Origin of the sequence: Sphingomonas hylomeconis (assembly GCF_025370105.1) — a bacterium.
In the GTDB taxonomy this organism is placed as follows: domain Bacteria; phylum Pseudomonadota; class Alphaproteobacteria; order Sphingomonadales; family Sphingomonadaceae; genus Sphingomonas; species Sphingomonas hylomeconis.
Genome location: NZ_JANQBK010000001.1, coordinates 394942 through 411556 on the forward strand (window position 1 = coordinate 394942; position 16615 = coordinate 411556).

15 protein-coding genes and 2 tRNA genes are annotated in these 16615 nt (G+C 66.2%); 11 read left to right on the forward strand and 6 right to left on the reverse strand.

The window, feature by feature from the left end; all coding sequences use genetic code 11:
* The first annotated feature begins 23 nt into the window (after window positions 1-23).
* Both NV401_RS01960 and NV401_RS01965 read left to right on the forward strand, forming a co-directional pair.
* Window positions 24-1160, forward strand: a complete 1137-nt coding sequence (locus tag NV401_RS01960; RefSeq protein WP_261292688.1) for a M20 family metallopeptidase — start codon at window positions 24-26, stop codon at window positions 1158-1160.
* 287 nt (window positions 1161-1447) lie between these two features.
* Window positions 1448-2122, forward strand: coding sequence for a carbonic anhydrase (locus NV401_RS01965; RefSeq protein WP_261292689.1), 675 nt, complete (start codon window positions 1448-1450; stop codon window positions 2120-2122).
* 256 nt (window positions 2123-2378) lie between these two features.
* Here NV401_RS01965 and NV401_RS01970 read toward each other — a convergent pair whose 3' ends face one another.
* Window positions 2379-2696 carry a DUF1272 domain-containing protein gene (locus NV401_RS01970; RefSeq protein WP_261292690.1) on the reverse strand — a complete coding sequence of 106 codons (318 nt, stop codon included), beginning with the start codon at window positions 2694-2696 and terminating at the stop codon, window positions 2379-2381.
* A gap of 114 nt (window positions 2697-2810) precedes the next feature.
* Between NV401_RS01970 and NV401_RS01975 the strand changes: the two genes are divergently transcribed.
* Complete coding sequence (locus NV401_RS01975) at window positions 2811-3824, forward strand: helix-turn-helix domain-containing protein (RefSeq protein ID WP_261292691.1); 1014 nt, start codon at window positions 2811-2813, stop codon at window positions 3822-3824.
* 54 nt (window positions 3825-3878) lie between these two features.
* On the opposite strand, the gene NV401_RS01980 is transcribed toward NV401_RS01975, so the two are convergent.
* Window positions 3879-3952 (reverse strand) — tRNA-Gly (locus NV401_RS01980).
* Between the two features lie 107 nt (window positions 3953-4059).
* On the opposite strand from NV401_RS01980, the gene NV401_RS01985 reads away from it, so the two are divergent.
* Both NV401_RS01985 and NV401_RS01990 read left to right on the forward strand, forming a co-directional pair.
* Complete coding sequence (locus NV401_RS01985; RefSeq protein ID WP_261292692.1) at window positions 4060-6846, forward strand: valine--tRNA ligase; 2787 nt, start codon at window positions 4060-4062, stop codon at window positions 6844-6846.
* A 59-nt stretch (window positions 6847-6905) separates the two neighbouring features.
* Window positions 6906-8381: an MATE family efflux transporter gene (locus tag NV401_RS01990; protein ID WP_261292693.1), complete on the forward strand. Its 1476-nt coding sequence runs from the start codon at window positions 6906-6908 to the stop codon at window positions 8379-8381.
* 141 nt (window positions 8382-8522) lie between these two features.
* Here the strand turns inward: NV401_RS01990 and NV401_RS01995 are convergent, their stop codons facing one another.
* Complete coding sequence (locus NV401_RS01995) at window positions 8523-9404, reverse strand: diacylglycerol/lipid kinase family protein (RefSeq protein WP_261292694.1); 882 nt, start codon at window positions 9402-9404, stop codon at window positions 8523-8525.
* A gap of 77 nt (window positions 9405-9481) precedes the next feature.
* Here NV401_RS01995 and hemB point away from each other — a divergent pair, with 77 nt between their 5' ends.
* The 3 genes from hemB to NV401_RS02010 are packed head-to-tail and all read left to right on the forward strand — an operon-like array spanning window position 9482 to window position 11531.
* Window positions 9482-10474 carry a porphobilinogen synthase gene (hemB, locus tag NV401_RS02000; protein WP_261292695.1) on the forward strand — a complete coding sequence of 331 codons (993 nt, stop codon included), beginning with the start codon at window positions 9482-9484 and terminating at the stop codon, window positions 10472-10474.
* A gap of 2 nt (window positions 10475-10476) precedes the next feature.
* Complete coding sequence (locus NV401_RS02005; protein ID WP_261292696.1) at window positions 10477-11004, forward strand: GNAT family N-acetyltransferase; 528 nt, start codon at window positions 10477-10479, stop codon at window positions 11002-11004.
* Window positions 11001-11531: a GNAT family N-acetyltransferase gene (locus tag NV401_RS02010; protein ID WP_261292697.1), complete on the forward strand. Its 531-nt coding sequence runs from the start codon at window positions 11001-11003 to the stop codon at window positions 11529-11531. The genes NV401_RS02005 and NV401_RS02010 overlap by 4 nt, the downstream gene beginning before the upstream one ends.
* Before the next feature lie 4 nt (window positions 11532-11535).
* On the opposite strand, the gene NV401_RS02015 is transcribed toward NV401_RS02010, so the two are convergent.
* Complete coding sequence (locus tag NV401_RS02015; RefSeq protein WP_261292698.1) at window positions 11536-12066, reverse strand: hypothetical protein; 531 nt, start codon at window positions 12064-12066, stop codon at window positions 11536-11538.
* Window positions 12067-12146: 80 nt separating this feature from the next.
* Here NV401_RS02015 and NV401_RS02020 point away from each other — a divergent pair.
* A tRNA-Arg gene (locus NV401_RS02020) sits at window positions 12147-12223 on the forward strand.
* A 78-nt stretch (window positions 12224-12301) separates the two neighbouring features.
* Here NV401_RS02020 and corA read toward each other — a convergent pair.
* Window positions 12302-13270 (reverse strand): magnesium/cobalt transporter CorA, encoded by a 969-nt coding sequence (corA, locus tag NV401_RS02025; RefSeq protein WP_261292699.1) that lies wholly within the window; start codon window positions 13268-13270, stop codon window positions 12302-12304.
* A gap of 108 nt (window positions 13271-13378) precedes the next feature.
* The gene (gene rimO / locus NV401_RS02030; RefSeq protein WP_261292700.1) at window positions 13379-14707 is read right to left on the reverse strand and encodes a 30S ribosomal protein S12 methylthiotransferase RimO; all 1329 of its coding nucleotides are present in this window, start codon (window positions 14705-14707) and stop codon (window positions 13379-13381) included.
* 51 nt (window positions 14708-14758) lie between these two features.
* On the opposite strand from rimO, the gene NV401_RS02035 reads away from it, so the two are divergent.
* Both NV401_RS02035 and NV401_RS02040 read left to right on the forward strand, forming a co-directional pair.
* Window positions 14759-15289 (forward strand): DOMON-like domain-containing protein, encoded by a 531-nt coding sequence (locus NV401_RS02035; protein ID WP_449325413.1) that lies wholly within the window; start codon window positions 14759-14761, stop codon window positions 15287-15289.
* Window positions 15286-16482 carry an exo-beta-N-acetylmuramidase NamZ family protein gene (locus tag NV401_RS02040; RefSeq protein WP_261292702.1) on the forward strand — a complete coding sequence of 399 codons (1197 nt, stop codon included), beginning with the start codon at window positions 15286-15288 and terminating at the stop codon, window positions 16480-16482. The genes NV401_RS02035 and NV401_RS02040 overlap by 4 nt, the downstream gene beginning before the upstream one ends.
* Window positions 16483-16615: the final 133 nt, after the last annotated feature.

A 16615-nucleotide genomic window follows, 5' to 3' on the forward strand; every position in this document is an offset into this window, starting at 1 on the left:
TGAACCTATGGACAGGAAAATCTGTGGTCAACCGCCTTTCTTCGGATTTGAATATCAACGATCGGTGGGTGTTGGATCGGCTGAGCGCTTGGGCGCGCTGCGAAAGCCCGTCGAGCGATGCCGCGGCCGTCAACCGTATGCACGATTTGGTGCTGGCCGACGTGGCAGGCGTCGCAGGGATTGCGGTGGAGCGGATCGCGGGGCGGGACGGGATCGGCGACATCATAGTGCTGCGATCCGGGCGCCAGGCCGGGGGTGGGACCCTGTTGCTCGGGCATGTCGATACGGTCCATCCGCTGGGCACGGCCGCCGGAAAATTGCCGGTCCGGCAGGAGGGCGACCTGCTGTACGGGCCAGGATTGTACGACATGAAAGGCGGCGTGCTCTGCGCCATCCTGGCACTGATCGATCACGCCCGTCGGGGCTGCGACGCGCCGGTCACCTGTCTGCTGTCCCCCGATGAAGAGATTGGCAGCCCGACGACACGCGCGCTGATCGAAATGCTGGCCATCGGTCGGGCACGCGCGCTCGTGCTGGAGCCGGCGCGCACCGGCGGCGCGGCCGTCACCGCACGCAAGGGGGTGGGGTGGTTCGACGTTGCGATCGAGGGCATTCCGGCGCATGCCGGCACGCATCACGCCGACGGGCACAGCGCGATCCGCGAAGCATGCCGGCAGATCCCGCTGCTCGAGCAGTTGACGGACTATGCGCGCGGTACGACCGTGAGCGTGGGAGAGATTAGCGGCGGATCGGCCAAGAACGTCATTCCCGGCGAGTGCAGGTTCTCGGTCGATATCCGCGTCACGAGCGCGGCCGAGGCCATGCGTGTCGAGGAGTCGCTGGCCGCGCTTCAGGTCGTCGATCAGCGCACGACGATGCGGCGCTCGGGCGGCTTCAATCGCCCGCCATACGAGAAGACTGCCGGCACCAAGGCCCTGTTCGCTGAAGCCGTCATGCTGGCGCAGCCGCTCGGTATCGACCTGCACGACGTGCCAATGGTCGGCGGCGGCTCCGACGGCAATTTTACCGCAGCGCTCGGCATCCCGACGCTGGACGGGCTGGGCGTCGAGGGCGGGGGCGCGCATACCTGGCAAGAACACTGCCTGATTTCCTCGGTATTGCCCCGCGCAGCGCTGGTCGCGGCGCTGTGTGACTGCTGACAGCGGCATACCGGGCGCCTCGGTCGACACGACATCCATAGACATGGTCGCGTGACCAATCGCGGCTTCGGTCGCATCGCGCGGGGGGCGATGGCCCCGCCGAGCCGCGCCGGTGAATACATATTTCGATACAATAGCGACACCATTTCCGGACGTGCGGCCGCTATTCTAGGCATGGCCAGGACGGGCCGCTTACCCTCGGATCGGCGCTCGTTCGGCGGGTGCCCATGGCTGCAGCGGCGGTCCGCCGTGACGTGAATTCTGTCGGCTTTTGCAAGGAAAGAACCATGACCTATTTTGCTGATCTCGTGGAAGGGTATCATCGCTTTCGCACCTCCAACCTGCGCCGCGAGCACAGCCGGTGGCTCGAACTGCGCGAGGGGCAGAGCCCCAAGGTGATGGTGATCGCCTGCTCCGACAGCCGCGTCGAACCATCGCAGATCTTCGATACGCTTCCGGGTGAAATCTTCGTGGTGCGCAACGTCGCCGCCCTGGTCCCGCCGTTCGAGACGCGCGCTGGTTTTCACGGCGTCTCGGCCGCGCTGGAGTTTGCCGTGACCAAGCTCAAGGTCGAGGAGATCGTCGTCATGGGGCACGGCGCGTGTGGCGGGTGCAATGCGGCGCTGAGCGGCGCGTTCCGCGATGCGGCGCCGGGCGAGGGCGGTTTCATCGCCAGTTGGGTGAGCATTCTGGATGAAGCGCGCGACACGGTGAAGGCACGCTGCGGCGATGGCGACGACGCGGCCCGCGAGATGGAATATGAGGCCGTGCGCACCTCGCTCACCAACCTGCAAAGCTTTCCCTTCGTGCAGAAGGCGGTCGCAGAGGGCAATCTGACGCTGCACGGGGCGTATTTCGCGCTCGAAGACGGTCAGCTGCGCGTGATGGAAGACGATGGCGACTTCCGCTTCCAGCAGCCGCGCCCGGTCGATACCGACGCCGCGCTCACCGTCGCTCGCTGACCCCGGGGCAGCGCCGTCGGCACCGGACAGCCCAGGGGCGACGGTCACGTGCTGGCCTGGCGGCTTCGGCGATCGCCCGCTAGCAACAGGCACCGGATTCCGGGGTCGACGGGAGGTTTGTGGAGCGGGCGATCACGCCATTGCCGTCAAAGGCTTACGGTAATGGCGTGATCGGCGCGGAACGATCACTGACGGCGATGCCGTGGGGCCCTTGGCGACTAGCGTGCCGGTGTCCTTTCCATAGTGACCTCGCGGTTTAGCGCTGCTCGGGTGGGATAAGCCGCAATCGAGCGGACTGATTTCGCATGTCGGTGATGTCGTACTTCAGGAACCGGCGGTTGGCCGACGGCGGTCGCTTGACGACCGACAGCCCGGGCCGCCACTCGGTCGCGGGGCGGATCGGTCGCGGTGTGAACCCGCCGCCGCAATTCGGGCAGACGTTGTGCAATTCGATCTCGACGCAGCTTGCGCAGAAGGTGCACTCATAGGTGCAGATGCGGGCGTTGGTGGCCTCGGGTCGCAGGTCGCAGTCGCAAAATTCACAATTCGGGCGAAGCTCGAGCGCCATGATCATTCTCCAGTATATGCGCGGCAATCGGCCCGGAAAGCGGGACGATGGCCTGGCTGAACGGTGGTCCGGCAACGCAAGTCTTCTGCCTGATGCGAGACCCCATCGCTATTGGCGGAAATGACCCTTATCGAAAGGATCATGCCAATCTGCTCACCGCCCGCCAACTTGCTCGTCGCTGCGCTTGTCTATGACGGGCTCTGTATGTTCGAATTCGGGATCGTCGCCGAGGTGTTCGCGCTTCCACGCCCGGAGCTCGGCAGCGAGCGGTATCGCTTTGTGACCTGCGCCGAGCGGGCCGGGCGGCACCGGACGAATGCCGGCATCATCGTCACGCCGGAAGCCGGGATCGAGGCGCTCGAACGGGCGGGAACGATCGTCATTCCCGGCTGGCGAACGGACGGCGCTGCCCCCTCGCCCGCGTTGCGCGCCGCGTTGCGCGCAGCGCATGCGCGCGGCGCGCGGCTAGCGGCAATCTGTTCCGGGGCGTTCCTGCTGGCGTCGATCGGGCTGCTCGACGGCCGCCGCGCGACGACGCACTGGTGCCACGCCGAACGCTTAGCGTCGGCCTATCCGGCGGTCACGGTGGATGCCGCCAACCTCTATGCCGAGGACGGCACCATCTTCACTTCCGCGGGGTCTGCGGCGGGGATCGACCTGTTGCTGCATATGGTCCGCGCCGATTTCGGTCCCGACGCGGCCAACAGCGTGGCACGACGGATGGTGGTTGCTGCGCACCGCGGCGGCGGTCAGGCGCAGTTTATTGAGCGTGCAGTACCGGCCCGTGCGGCAAACCCGCTTTCTGACGTGCTTGATCGCGTGCGCGCTGTGCCTGCGCGGCCGTGGACAGTCGCCGAAATGGCTGCGGCCGCGGGGATGAGCCAGCGCACGTTCGTGCGTCGGTTTCAGGAAGCCACGGGCGCCAGTCCAGGCGCCTGGCTCGCTGGGGAACGCCTGACGCTCGCCCGCGATCTGCTGGAGACAACGACCCTGTCGATGGATCACATCGCAGCGGCGACCGGGATTGGCAGCGCGACCAATCTGCGGCTGTACTTCACCCGTCATGTTGGCGTCGCACCGAGCGTCTATCGCAAGCAGTTCGGGCGAAAGCTGCAACCGGCCCAAGCCGCGTAGCGCGCCCAGAAGAGGACGGCGCTTATTGTCGGAGGCGCTCTGCAAGGAAGTTCATGGAGCGGGTGAAGGGAATCGAACCCTCGTCGTAAGCTTGGGAAGCTTCTGCTCTACCATTGAGCTACACCCGCGTGGCAGCCGCATTGCCGCGAGACCCATGCCGGTGTCAACGGCGATTCAGCCGAACAACGCCGCGCCGGGGTGACGAAGCGCGGCGGCTTGGTTATGGCCTGCCGCCATGACCGAGCTCCCCAAGACCTTCGACCCCGCCGAAATCGAATCGCGCTGGTATGCGCATTGGGAAGAAAGCGGCAGCTTCCGCCCCGATCGCCCGGGCGCCGAGCCGTGGACGATCGTCAACCCGCCGCCCAACGTCACCGGTAACCTGCATATCGGCCACGCGCTGGACAATACGCTGCAGGACATCCTGGCGCGCCACGCGCGGCTGAAGGGCAAGGACGCCTTGTGGGTGGTCGGCACCGATCATGCCGGCATCGCCACGCAGATGGTGGTCGAGCGGCAGATGGGCGCGGCGGGCCAGAAGCGCACCGATCTCACGCGCGAGCAGTTCGTCGAGAAGGTCTGGGCGTGGAAGGAAGAGAGCGGCGGCACGATCACGCAGCAGCTCCGCCGCCTCGGCTGCTCGATGGACTGGCAGAACGAACGCTTCACGATGGACCCGGGCTTTTCCAAGGCCGTCCTCAAAGTGTTCGTCGATCTGCACAAGGAAGGCCTGCTGTACCGCGACAAGCGCCTGGTGAACTGGGATCCGGGCCTCGGCACCGCGATCAGCGATCTTGAGGTCGAGACGCGCGAGATCAAGGGCAGCTTCTGGAAGCTGCGCTATCCGCTCGAGGACGGGTCAGGCTTCATCGAGGTCGCGACGACGCGGCCCGAGACGATGCTCGCCGACATGGCGGTGGCCGTGCACCCGACCGACGAACGCTATACCGCGCTGATCGGCAAGAAGGTGCGCCTGCCGATCACCGGCCGGCTGATTCCGATCGTGGCGGACGAACATGCCGATCCGGAACTGGGCTCGGGCGCCGTCAAGATCACGCCGGGGCATGATTTCAACGATTTCGAAGTGGGCAAGCGCGCCGGGTTCAAGGCCGGCGAGATGCTCAACATGCTCGATGCCAAGGCGGCGGTGACGCAGGTCTCGGACGGGCTGATCCCGGCCGAGTTGCTTGGCCTGTCCACCGCCGAAGCACGCAAGGCTGTCGTCGCGCGGCTCAGGGACGAGGGCTTCCTCGTGCCCCATATCGACAAGGACGGCGCCGAGCACGACGCCGAGCCGCGCACGATCCAGACGCCCTATGGCGACCGCTCCGGCGTGGTGATCGAGCCGTGGCTGACCGACCAATGGTATGTCGATGCCAAGACGCTGGCGCAGCCGGCGATCGAGGCGGTGCGCTCGGGCGCGATCAAAATTGTGCCGAAGACGTGGGAGAAGACGTTCTTCAACTGGATGGAGAATATCCAGCCATGGTGCGTGAGCCGGCAGCTGTGGTGGGGGCATCGCATCCCGGCGTGGTTTGGCGACGATGGCCAGATTTACGTCGCGTTGAGCGAGGCCGAGGCGCAGGCACAGGCCGGCGCGGGCGTGACGCTCGAGCAGGATAGCGACGTGCTGGACACGTGGTTCTCGTCGGCGCTGTGGCCGTTCGCGACCTTGGGTTGGCCAGATCAGTCCCCCTCCCGCTTGCGGGAGGGGCTAGGGGAGGGCCTGTCCGAAAACGCGCCGTCCGACGATGTGACAGGCCCTCCCCCAACCCCTCCCGCAAGCGGGAGGGGAGCTTTGGGCGGCCGCTACCCCAACGACGTGCTCATCTCCGGCTTCGACATCCTGTTCTTCTGGGACGCGCGGATGATGATGCAGGGGATGCACTTCATGAAGGACGTGCCGTTCCGCACGCTCTACCTGCATGGCCTGGTGCGCGCCGCGGATGGCGCGAAGATGTCCAAGTCGAAGGGCAATACGGTCGATCCGCTGGGTCTCATCGACCAGTACGGCGCGGATGCGCTGCGCTTCTTCATGGCGGCGATGGAAAGCCAGGGCCGCGACATCAAGATGGATGAGAAGCGCGTCGAGGGGTACCGCAACTTCGCGACCAAGCTGTGGAACGCCGCGCGTTTCTGCCAGGCGAACGGGATCGGTGCGAGCAGCACGCTGGAGGCGCCCAAGGCCGAGCTGGCGGTCAATCGCTGGATCATCGCCGAGACGATCCAGGCGGTGCAGGCGGTCGATCTGGCGCTGGCCGATTACCGCTTCGATGGCGCGGCCAACGCGATCTACCAGTTCGGCTGGAGCCGTTTCTGCGACTGGTATATCGAGCTGATCAAGCCGGTGCTCGGCCAGATGGACGCGCCGGCGCGCGGACCCGAGGCGGACGAGACGCGCGCGGTGGCGGGCTGGGTGCTCGATCAGCTGCTCGTGCTGCTGCACCCGTTCATGCCGTTCATCACCGAGGAATTGTGGTCCAAGATGGGCCCGCGCGACAGCGATCTGATCGTCGCCAAATGGCCGATGGCGGATGCGCGGGCGATCGATCCGGCGGCGGCGCAGGAAGTGGACTGGCTGATCTCGCTGGTCAGCGATATCCGCGCGGCGCGCGTCGAGCTCAACGTGTCGCCGGGGGCGAAGCTGCCGATGCATGTGCGCGGCGCCGGCGAACTGACGCAGGGCCGGCTCGCGCGCAACGCGGCAGTGCTGTCGCGACTGGCCCGCGTCGATCTCGCCGAGGGTGATTTCGCCGGGCAGGGCGGGATCCAGGTCGTGGCCGACGAAGCGACGTTCGTCATTCCATTGGACGGCGTGATCGATCTCGATGCCGAAAAGGCGCGCCTGACCAAGGCGATCGCCGCGGTGGCGAAGGAGCGCGATGCGCTGTCCGGCCGGCTCGGCAATCCGAGCTTCGTCGAGCGCGCCAAGCCGGAAGCGGTGGAGAAGGCCAAGGCGGATCATGCCGACAAGGCGGCGGAAGCCGAGCGGCTCGGCGCAGCGCTGGCGCGGCTTGGGTAAGCAATTCTCCTCCCGCGTGGGGAGGGGCTAGGGGAGGGCGTGTGGCCGACAGCGTAGGAGTGACAAGCCCTCCCCCAACCCCTCCCGCCCGCGGGAGGGGAGTTCGCCAGCGCGACCTCACCACCGGCCCGATCGGCGCGACGTTGCTCGCCTTCGCGCTGCCCACGCTCGCGTCGAACGTGCTCCAGTCACTCAACGGCTCGATCAATTCGATCTGGGTCGGGCGCTTCCTCGGCGAAGGCGCGCTGGCGGCGACGTCGAACGCCAACATCATCATGTTCCTGATGTTCAGTGCCGTGTTCGGCTTCGGCATGGCGGCGACCATCTTGGTCGGCCAGTCGGTCGGGCGCGGGGATATCGAGGCGGCGCGGCGCGCGTTTGGCTCGGCGATCGGGTTGGTAGTCGGCGGGGCAGTGGCGATCGCCGCGCTCGGCTGGCTGTTCGCGCCCGAGATCCTGCATCTGCTCGCCACGCCGGCCGAGGCGCAACCGCTGGCACTGGCCTATCTGCGCGTGATTTTCCTCGGCCTGCCACTGTCGATGCTCGGCGTGCTGGTCCAGATGGGGCTGCGCGGCACCGGCGATTCGGTCACGCCCTTATGGTTCATGGTGCTCAGCGTGATCATCGATTCGAGCCTGAACCCCTTGCTGATCGACGGAATGGGCCCGTTCCCCAAGATGGGCATCGCCGGCTCTGCCACCGCGACATTGATCGCCGCCCTGGTCTCGACCTTCGGGCTGATCGCCTATGTCTATGCCCGCGACCTGCCGATCCGGCTGCGCGGCGCAGAGCTGCGCTACCTGCTGCCCGAGCGCGCGCTGGTGCGCACGATCGTCGCCAAAGGCCTGCCGATGGGCGCACAGATGCTGGTCATGTCGACCGCGGGGCTGACCATGGTCGGGCTGGTCAACCGGCTGGGTGTCGATACCGCCGCGGCCTATGCCGTGTCGCAACAGCTGTGGACCTATATCCAGATGCCGGCGATGGCGATCGGCGTTGCCGTCTCGAGCATGGCGGCGCAGAATATCGGTGCGGGCCGCTGGGACCGGGTCGATGCGATCACGCGATCGGGCATCCTCTACAACACGATCATCACGCTGGTCGTGATCGCCGCGATCCTCCTGTTCGACCGGCCGGTGATGGCGCTGTTCGTCGGCGCGGACAGCGCGGCGATCCCGATCGCGCGGCATATCCAGCTCATCGCCAGCTGGACCTTCGTGATGTTCGGCGCGACGATGGTATTGTTCTCCACCGTGCGCGCCAATGGATCGACGCTGGCGCCGCTGATCATCCTGGCGATCGCGCTGTATCCGGTGCGGATCGGTTTTGCGCTGGCGGCGCGGCCCTTTATCGGCGCGGACGCCCTGTGGTGGGCGTTTCCGATCGGCTCTGCGGTGTCGCTGGTCTGTGCAATTTGGTTCTACCGGCGCGGCACGTGGCGCAAGGGCGCGCTGATCGTGCCAATGACCGCCGATGGCGAGGAACATGCGCACGCTGTGAGCGAGCCCGCCGGGCGCTTGCAGCCGACGGGGTGATCTTCTCGCGCTCAGGCCACTGCGCTTCCCCGGCGGACGCCGGGGCCCAGTTGCGCAGATTGAGGTTACGAAGCGCAGCGCCCGATTATCTCCGTTTCCCGACTGGGCCCCGGCTTTCGCCGGGGAACTGCGGGGTAGGGATTATGCCCGGGGCGCCATCACCTGGATGATCCCCGCCGCGACTTTCGCCGTCACCGGCGTCTTGGCCAGCACCTCGCCATCGATCGAGATCGGCATCCGCGGCTCGGTGGCGATGCGCAGCGATTTGCCGTGGAAGTCGCGCGTATCCTCGTGCCGTGCCTCGAGCCGGAAGAAGCTCGCCGCCCAGTTCTTGACCAGCCGGCTGCGCGCGCGGCCGACCACCGCCTGTACGACGATCTCACCCGAATCGACCGCCGCCGCATCGACCAGCTCGGTACCGCCGTGATACGGCCCGTTGGAGATCCGCACCTCCACCACACGCAGCCGCTCGGCCGTGTCACCCTCGCCGATGATCAGCGTGAAGGGCTTGAAGCTGGCGAACTGCCATGCCGCCCAGCCGAGATAGCCGATCTTGCCGAGCACCTTTTTCAGCCCATGCGGGATCGTCTTGGCAATCTGCGGGGAAATGCCCAGCGCCGCGCAATTGGCGAAATAATCGCCGTCGATCATGCCGAGATCGATCCGCCTGGGGGCGCCCGTGCGCAGCACGTCGACCGCGCCGGCGATATCCAGCGGGATGCCCAAGGTGCGCGCAAAGCTGTTGGCGGTGCCGAGCGGCAGCACGCCCAGAATCACGTCCTGCCCGACGAGCAGGTCGACCAGTCCGCTGATCGTGCCGTCGCCGCCGCCCAGGATGACGAGATCCGGCTTTTTCGACAGCGCGTCGCGCACCGCCTGCTCGAGCTTGTCGGGATGCGGCACGGCGTGCGCATCGACCGGGAAGGGCAGGCAATCCATCGCCTGGCACGCGGTTTTGAACTGCGCCTGGCCCGTGCGCGACTTGGTGTTGATGATCATCGCGGCGGAGCGGATTTGTGTCATGCGGCGCTCAACGCGCATCAGGCGGTTTCGGGGCCGTAACGCTTGCAGCATTTCGCTGGCAGGCTCAAAAGCCATGCATGACCGCATCCTATCCCGCGCTTCGCCTGCGTCGCACTCGTAGCTCGCCGTGGAGCCGCCGGCTGCACGCCGAAACCGTGCTCACCGCCGCCGACCTGATCTGGCCGTTGTTCATTTCGGAAGGCACGGGGATCGAGGATCCGATCGCCAGCCTGCCCGGCGTGTCGCGCTGGTCGGTCGACAATATCGTCGCGCGGGGGAAAGAGGCGCGCGATCTGGGCATCACCTGCATCGCTTTGTTCCCCAATACGCCGCCGCATCTGCGCACCGCAGCGGGGGAGGAAGCGCTTAATCCGGACAATCTGATGTGCCGCGCGATCCGCGCACTGAAGCAGGCGGTGCCGGAAGTCGGCGTGCTGACCGACGTCGCGCTCGATCCCTATACCGCGCACGGCCATGACGGTCTGCTGGATGAGAGCGGCTATGTGCTTAACGACAGTACCGCCGAGATGCTGGTGCAGCAGGCGCTCAACCAGGCGGCGGCCGGCGCCGACATCATCGCGCCGTCGGATATGATGGACGGCCGGATCGGGCTGATCCGCGATGCGCTCGAAGGTGCCGGCCATGTCAACGTGCAGATCATGTCCTACGCCGCCAAATATGCCAGCGGCTTCTATGGGCCGTTCCGCGACGCGGTTGGCTCGCGCGGGCTGCTGAAAGGCGACAAGAAGACCTATCAGATGGATTCGGCCAATGCCGAGGAAGCGCTGCGCGAGGTCGCGCTCGACCTGGCGGAAGGCGCGGACAGCGTGATGGTCAAGCCGGGCCTGCCCTATCTCGACATCATCCTGCGCGTGAAGAGCGAGTTCCAGGTGCCGGTCTTCGCGTATCAGGTGTCGGGCGAATATGCGATGATCGAGGCGGCGGTGGCGGCCGGCGCGGCGGAGCGTGACGCGGTGGTGCTGGAGACGCTGATGGCGTTCAAGCGCGCCGGCTGTGCAGGCGTGCTGACCTATCACGCGGCGCATGCCGCGCGGCTGCTCGCGGGCTAGGCATGATCGAGACCGAGCGGTTGATCCTGCGCGTCCCCACGCCGGCCGACCGCGACGCGCTGCACGCAATGTGGGCGGATCCGCGGGTGATGGCCGACCTCGGGCCGATAAAGTCTGTCGCAGACAGCGTTGCGACGATCACCCGGCACGACGGCTATCGCCACGAAGGGATTGGCTTCTGGGTAGTCGCGCAGCGGCGCGACGGCGCGGTCGCCGGCTTTTGCGGGTTGAAGCGCGGGGCGGACAACACGCCGATCAGCGGCGAACTGGAGGCCGGCTGGATGCTCGCCGTGCCGTTCTGGGGCCGGGGCTATGCCTATGAGGCGATGCAGGCCAGCCTCGCCTGGGGCTGGGCCAACAAGAAGGCACAGCGGATCGTCGCGATCACGGCCGCGCGCAACGGCAAGAGCCAGGGGTTGATGGCGCGGCTCGGCATGACGCGGGTCGCCGATGGCGATTTCGAGCACCCGCTCTTCGCGCCGGGCGATCCGCTGCGCGCCACGGTCACCTTCGAAATACCCCGCCCGTGATCGAGTCGGCGCGCCTGACGCTGCGCGGCTGGCAGGCGACGGACGCCGCCTTGCATAACGCGATGTGCGGCGATCCGGTCGTCAGCCGCTATCTCGGGCCGGCGCCGACGCTCGCCGAGTCGCGCGATGTGGTGATGCGGCAGCAAGCGCTGCTCGATCGGCTCGGCCATTGCTTCTGGGTGATCGAGCGGCGGGCCGACGGGGCGTTCCTCGGCTGGTGCGGGATCAAGCCGGGGCCGGAGAGCACGCCGATCGCCGGCGCGCCCGAGCTCGGCTGGAGCCTGACGCGGACCGCCTGGGGGCAGGGTTATGCATCGGAGGCGGCACGCGCGGCACTAGACTGGGCTTGGGCGGCCACTGACTGGCCCAGTCTCTACGCCATCACCGTGCCGGCCAACACGGCAAGCCAAAGCGTGATGGTGCGGCTGGGCATGGCCCGGGTGGCGGGCGGCGATTTCGATCATCCGGCACTGGCCGACGGCGATCCGCTTCGCCGTCACCTGACCTATCGGATCGATCGCCGCTGAGACATCAAGCTTCGGGCAGCGCGGCCTGCAACGTGGTGATCTTCGCGGTTTCGGCGTCCAGCTCGGCCTGCGCTGCGTCGCGCGCGCTCTGCAACGCGGGATAGTCGGCCTGGCCGTCCGCCGCGCGCGCGACGAGCAGTTCGTCGAGATCGGTGACCAGCCCGGAAATGCCTGCGCGATAGGAATCGAGCTCGGCCAGCGCGGTCTGCGCATCGAGCCAGCGTTCGCTGCCCACCGCCGCGCCCCTGGCGGCACGCGCCAGCGATTCGGCGCGCGTGGCGGCGTCGGCGAAAGCGCTCTTGCTCGTGTCGAGCGCCTTGGCCTTTTCGGCGATCGTCGCATCGAGCGCAGGATCGGGCGTCGCCACGGGCGTCGCCACGACGGGCTCGGCATCGCTGCGGGTCTCGATCGCCCGCGGCAGCAGCGAGGGAAATTGCGTCGACGTCGTCTGCGCGCAGGCGGCGAGCAGCAGGGGGCAGAGCAGGATCGGGCCGATTCCGGCGCGCAAACGGATGGGAAAGCGGGTTTTGGTCATCAACAATCGCTCTATGCGCCAAAAAAGCGACAAGCAACGCTTGCGCCCACCGGAATCCCCGCCTAGGAGACTGCCTCCACGCACCCATAGCTCAGCTGGATAGAGCATCAGACTACGAATCTGAGGGTCGGGCGTTCGAATCGCTCTGGGTGCACCATCATTCTCCGTCGTACGGCGGGCAGGGGCCGGATCAGCAATGATCCGGCCTTTTTTGCGTCCGAGCCGTCTCGCGCGGCTACAGCCAGCGCACCCGTTTGAAGCGTATGTACAGGCTGGTGCACAATATGAAGATCACGGTGATCACCGCCGGATAGCCGTAGCGCAGCCGCAATTCGGGCATGTGATCGAAATTCATCCCGTAGATGCCGGCGATCGCCGTCGGCACCGCCAGGATCGCCGCCCAAGCCGCCAGTTGCCGGGTAATCGCACCCTGGCGCTGCTGCTCAAGCAGCGCGCTGACTTCGAACACCGAGGTCAAGGCGTCGCGCAGGCCGCCGACCATATTGTCGACCCGGCGGACATGATCCAGCACGTCGCGGAAATAGGGCCGCGCTTCTTTGTCGATGCACGGCATGTCGAGATTGGCGAGCTTGTTGGCGACTTCGCCCATTGGGCCGATGATGCGCTGGAAGCGGATCACCTCGCGGCGCTGCGCGAACAGGCGCGCGGTCTCTTCCTTTTCGAGCGATTCGTTCATCGCCTGTTGCTCGGTCTGCAGCACTTCCTCCTCGATCGCCTCGACGATCGGCTGATAGCCGTCGACGATGAAATCGATGATCGCGTGCAGCACGTAATCCACGCCGAGCTTGAGCAAGGCGGGCGACGCTTCCAGGTGCACGCGCAAATCGCTATGCGCGCGCGCTGATCCGTGGCGTACGGTGATGATGTGGCTGCGGCCGACGAAGATCGCCGTTTCGCCGTAAGCAATCTTGTCGTCGTCGCGGTGCGCGGTGCGCGCGATGACGAACAACTGGTCGCCATAGACGTCCACCTTGGGCAGCTGATGCGCCTTGAGCGCATCCTCCACCGCCAGCGGATGCAGGCCGAAGCGGTCCTGCAGCGTCATCAATTCCTCATCCGATGGTTCGAGCAGCCCGATCCAAACGAATTCGGACGGATCGTCTCCGCACGGCGTCGGCTCGTCGATCGAGATGTCGCCGATCCGCTTGCCATCGCGGTAATGATAGGCGGCGACGACGCTCAAGACGGGACCTCATCTGCGGTTTGCGCCTGACTAGGCTGCCGGTGAGGCCGCGTAAACAGCGCGGCTGGGGACTGCATCAGTGCCGTCCCCGGCTGCCAGGCGTGCGCGTTAGACCGGGACGCCGTACAGATCGTGCTCGTCGGCATCCTCGATCGTCACGCGCGTGATATCACCCACGGCGAGATGCCCCGCGTCGCGCAGGAAGACCTCCCCGTCGATCTCCGGCGCGTCGGCCTTGGAGCGGCCGGTGGCCCCGCCATCCTCGTCGACTGCGTCGATGATCACGTCGAGGGTGCGGCCGACCTTGGCCTGCAGCTTGTCGGCCGAGATCCGCGCTGTCAGTTCCATCAGGCGAGCATAACGCTCTTCCTTGATCTCTTCGGGCACATGGTTGGGCAGGTCGTTGGCGACCGCGCCCTCGACCGGCTCGAAGCGGAACGCGCCGACGCGGTCGAGCTGCGCTTCCTCGAGCCAGTCCATCAGATAGGCGAAATCGTCCTCGGTCTCGCCGGGGAAGCCGATCACAAAGGTCGAGCGGATCGCGATGTCGGGCGCGATCGTGCGCCAGTGCTTGATGCGTTCGAGCACCTTGGTCTCGTTCGCCGGGCGCTTCATCAGCTTGAGCACGTTGCGGCTGGCATGCTGGAACGGGATGTCGAGATAGGGAAGGATGAGCCCCTCGGCCATTAGCGGGATGACCTGATCGACATGCGGATAGGGGTAGACGTAATGGAGGCGCACCCAGGCGCCGAGCTTGCCGAGCTCGCGCGACAAATCGGTCATGTGCGCGCGGACTTCCTCGCCGTGCCACATCCGCGGCTGGTGGCGGATGTCGACGCCGTAGGCCGAGGTGTCCTGGCTGATCACCAGCAATTCCCTCGTGCCCGCCTCGATCAGCTTTTCGGCCTCGCGCAGGATCGCGTCGGGGCGACGGCTCACGAGGTCGCCGCGCAGGCTCGGGATGATGCAGAAGCTGCACCGGTGGTTGCAGCCTTCGCTGATCTTCAGATAGCTGTAGTGGCGCGGGGTGAGCTTGAGGCCGCTGTCGGGGACGAGGTTGAGGAACGCGCTCGGCGGCATCGGCGCCGCGTCGTGGACCGCGCCGACGACCTCTTCATATTGATGCGCGCCGGTGACGGCGAGGATGCCGGGGAATTTCGCGCGGATCATCTCCGCTTCCTTGCCCATGCAGCCAGTGACGATGACGCGGCCATTCTCAGCGATCGCTTCACCGATCGCCTCGAGGCTCTCTTCCTTGGCGGAATCGAGGAAGCCGCAGGTATTGACCAGCACGACGTCGGCGCCGGCATAATCGGGCGACATGGCGTACCCATCACTGCGTAGCTTGGTGAGGATGCGTTCGCTGTCGACCAGATTCTTGGGACAGCCGAGCGAGACCATGCCGATCTTCGGCGGGGAGGGGAGTATTGTTGCCATGGGAGGGGCGGCATGTAGCGATTTTGTGCGGGATTTCCTAGGGTGCTGCGGATGAGCGATTTTCACCTCGTGCCCCATCCCGACAAACCCAGCGTTGCAGTGACGGCGATCACCGTTTCGGTCACGCGATCGGGAGATACGCTGACGTTTACCTATGCGGTCGACGGCGATCTCAATCGGGTGTCGTGGCCAGCGCCGGCAGCTGCGGCACGAACCGACGATCTGTGGATGCACACCTGTTTCGAGGCGTTCGTCCAGCCCGTCGGCCATGCCGGATATGTCGAACTGAATTTATCGCCGTCGGGGCGTTGGGCGAGCTACGCGTTCGATGGTCATCGCCAAGGCATGCGCGACGCGGCCGCAATCCCGCGGGTCGCGTGGAGCAGGCCGACGATGAAGGCGACCGTCGACCTGTCGGAGATCGGTGGGATGGCATGGCGCTTGGGCCTTACCGCGGTGATCGAGGCGAGCGACGGATCGAAGTCGTTCTGGGCGCTGGAGCATGCTCCCGGCGCGCCGGCACCGGATTTCCATAATGCGGATTGCTTTATCGCCACCCTCCCGGCACCAACCGCCCCATGAAATTCGGTATCGATCGCCTGCTCTCCGAGCCGGAACTCCGCCAGCCGCTGGACGGCCAGCGCGTCGCATTGCTCGCGCACCCCGCCTCCGTCACCGCGGACCTGACCCACAGTCTCGACGCGCTGATCGCCGCCGGCGTCAATATCACCGCGATGTTCGGGCCGCAGCATGGCGTGCGCGGCGATCTGCAGGACAATATGATGGAGTCGCCGGACTTCACCGATCCGCAGTACAATATTCCCGTGTTCAGCCTCTACGGCGAGGTACGGCGGCCTACGGGGCAGTCGATGGGCACGTTCGATACGATCCTGATCGACCTGCAGGATGTCGGCTGCCGGATCTACACGTTCGTCACGACTCTACTTTACGTGCTGGAAGCCGCGGCCGAACACGGCAAGACGGTGTGGGTGCTCGACCGGCCCAACCCGGCGGGGCGGCCGATCGAGGGGCTGACGCTGCTGCCCGGCTGGGAGAGTTTCGTCGGCGCCGGGCCGATGCCGATGCGGCACGGAATGACGCTGGGCGAACTCGGCCACTGGTTCGTCGATCACTACAAGATCGATGTGGAGTATCGCGTGATTGGCATGGAGGGCTGGGCGCCCGACGCCGCACCCGGCTTCGGCTGGCCCGAAAGCCGGGTGTGGATCAATCCGAGCCCGAATGCCGCCAACGTCAACATGGCGCGGGCCTATGCCGGTACTGTGATGCTGGAAGGCACCAACCTGTCGGAAGGGCGCGGTACGACACGGCCGCTCGAGCTGTTCGGCGCCCCCGATATCGATGCCAAGGCAGCGATCGCCGAGATGCGCCGTATCGCGCCCGACTGGCTTTCAGGCTGCACGTTGCGCGACCTGTGGTTCCAGCCGACCTTCCACAAGCATGTCGGGGAATTGTGCAGCGGCGTCTTCATCCACGCCGAAGGCGCCGGCTATGACCACGCCGCATTCCGGCCGTGGCGCGTACAGGCGGCCGGCTTCAAGGCGATCCGCACGCTGTACCCCGACTACGACCTGTGGCGCGACTTTCCGTACGAATATGAATTCGGCAAGCTGGCGATCGACGTGATCAATGGCGGGCCAGGGCTACGCGACTGGGTCGACGATCGTGGCGCCGTCGCAGGCCAACTCGAGTCGTTGACCCGAGGAGACGAGATCGCGTGGCAGGAAACTCGGCGTAAGTACTTGCTGTATTGAGTTAATTTCCGTTCGTACTTCGGTTTGCCGATCGACTCGTCGTGCGCCCGAAACGACTCGTGGAGTCTGGCTACGAAGGCGATGGTGCGGTGCCCGAAGGTCGGCCATGCAGGCGTTGCGTGAGTCGCACCAG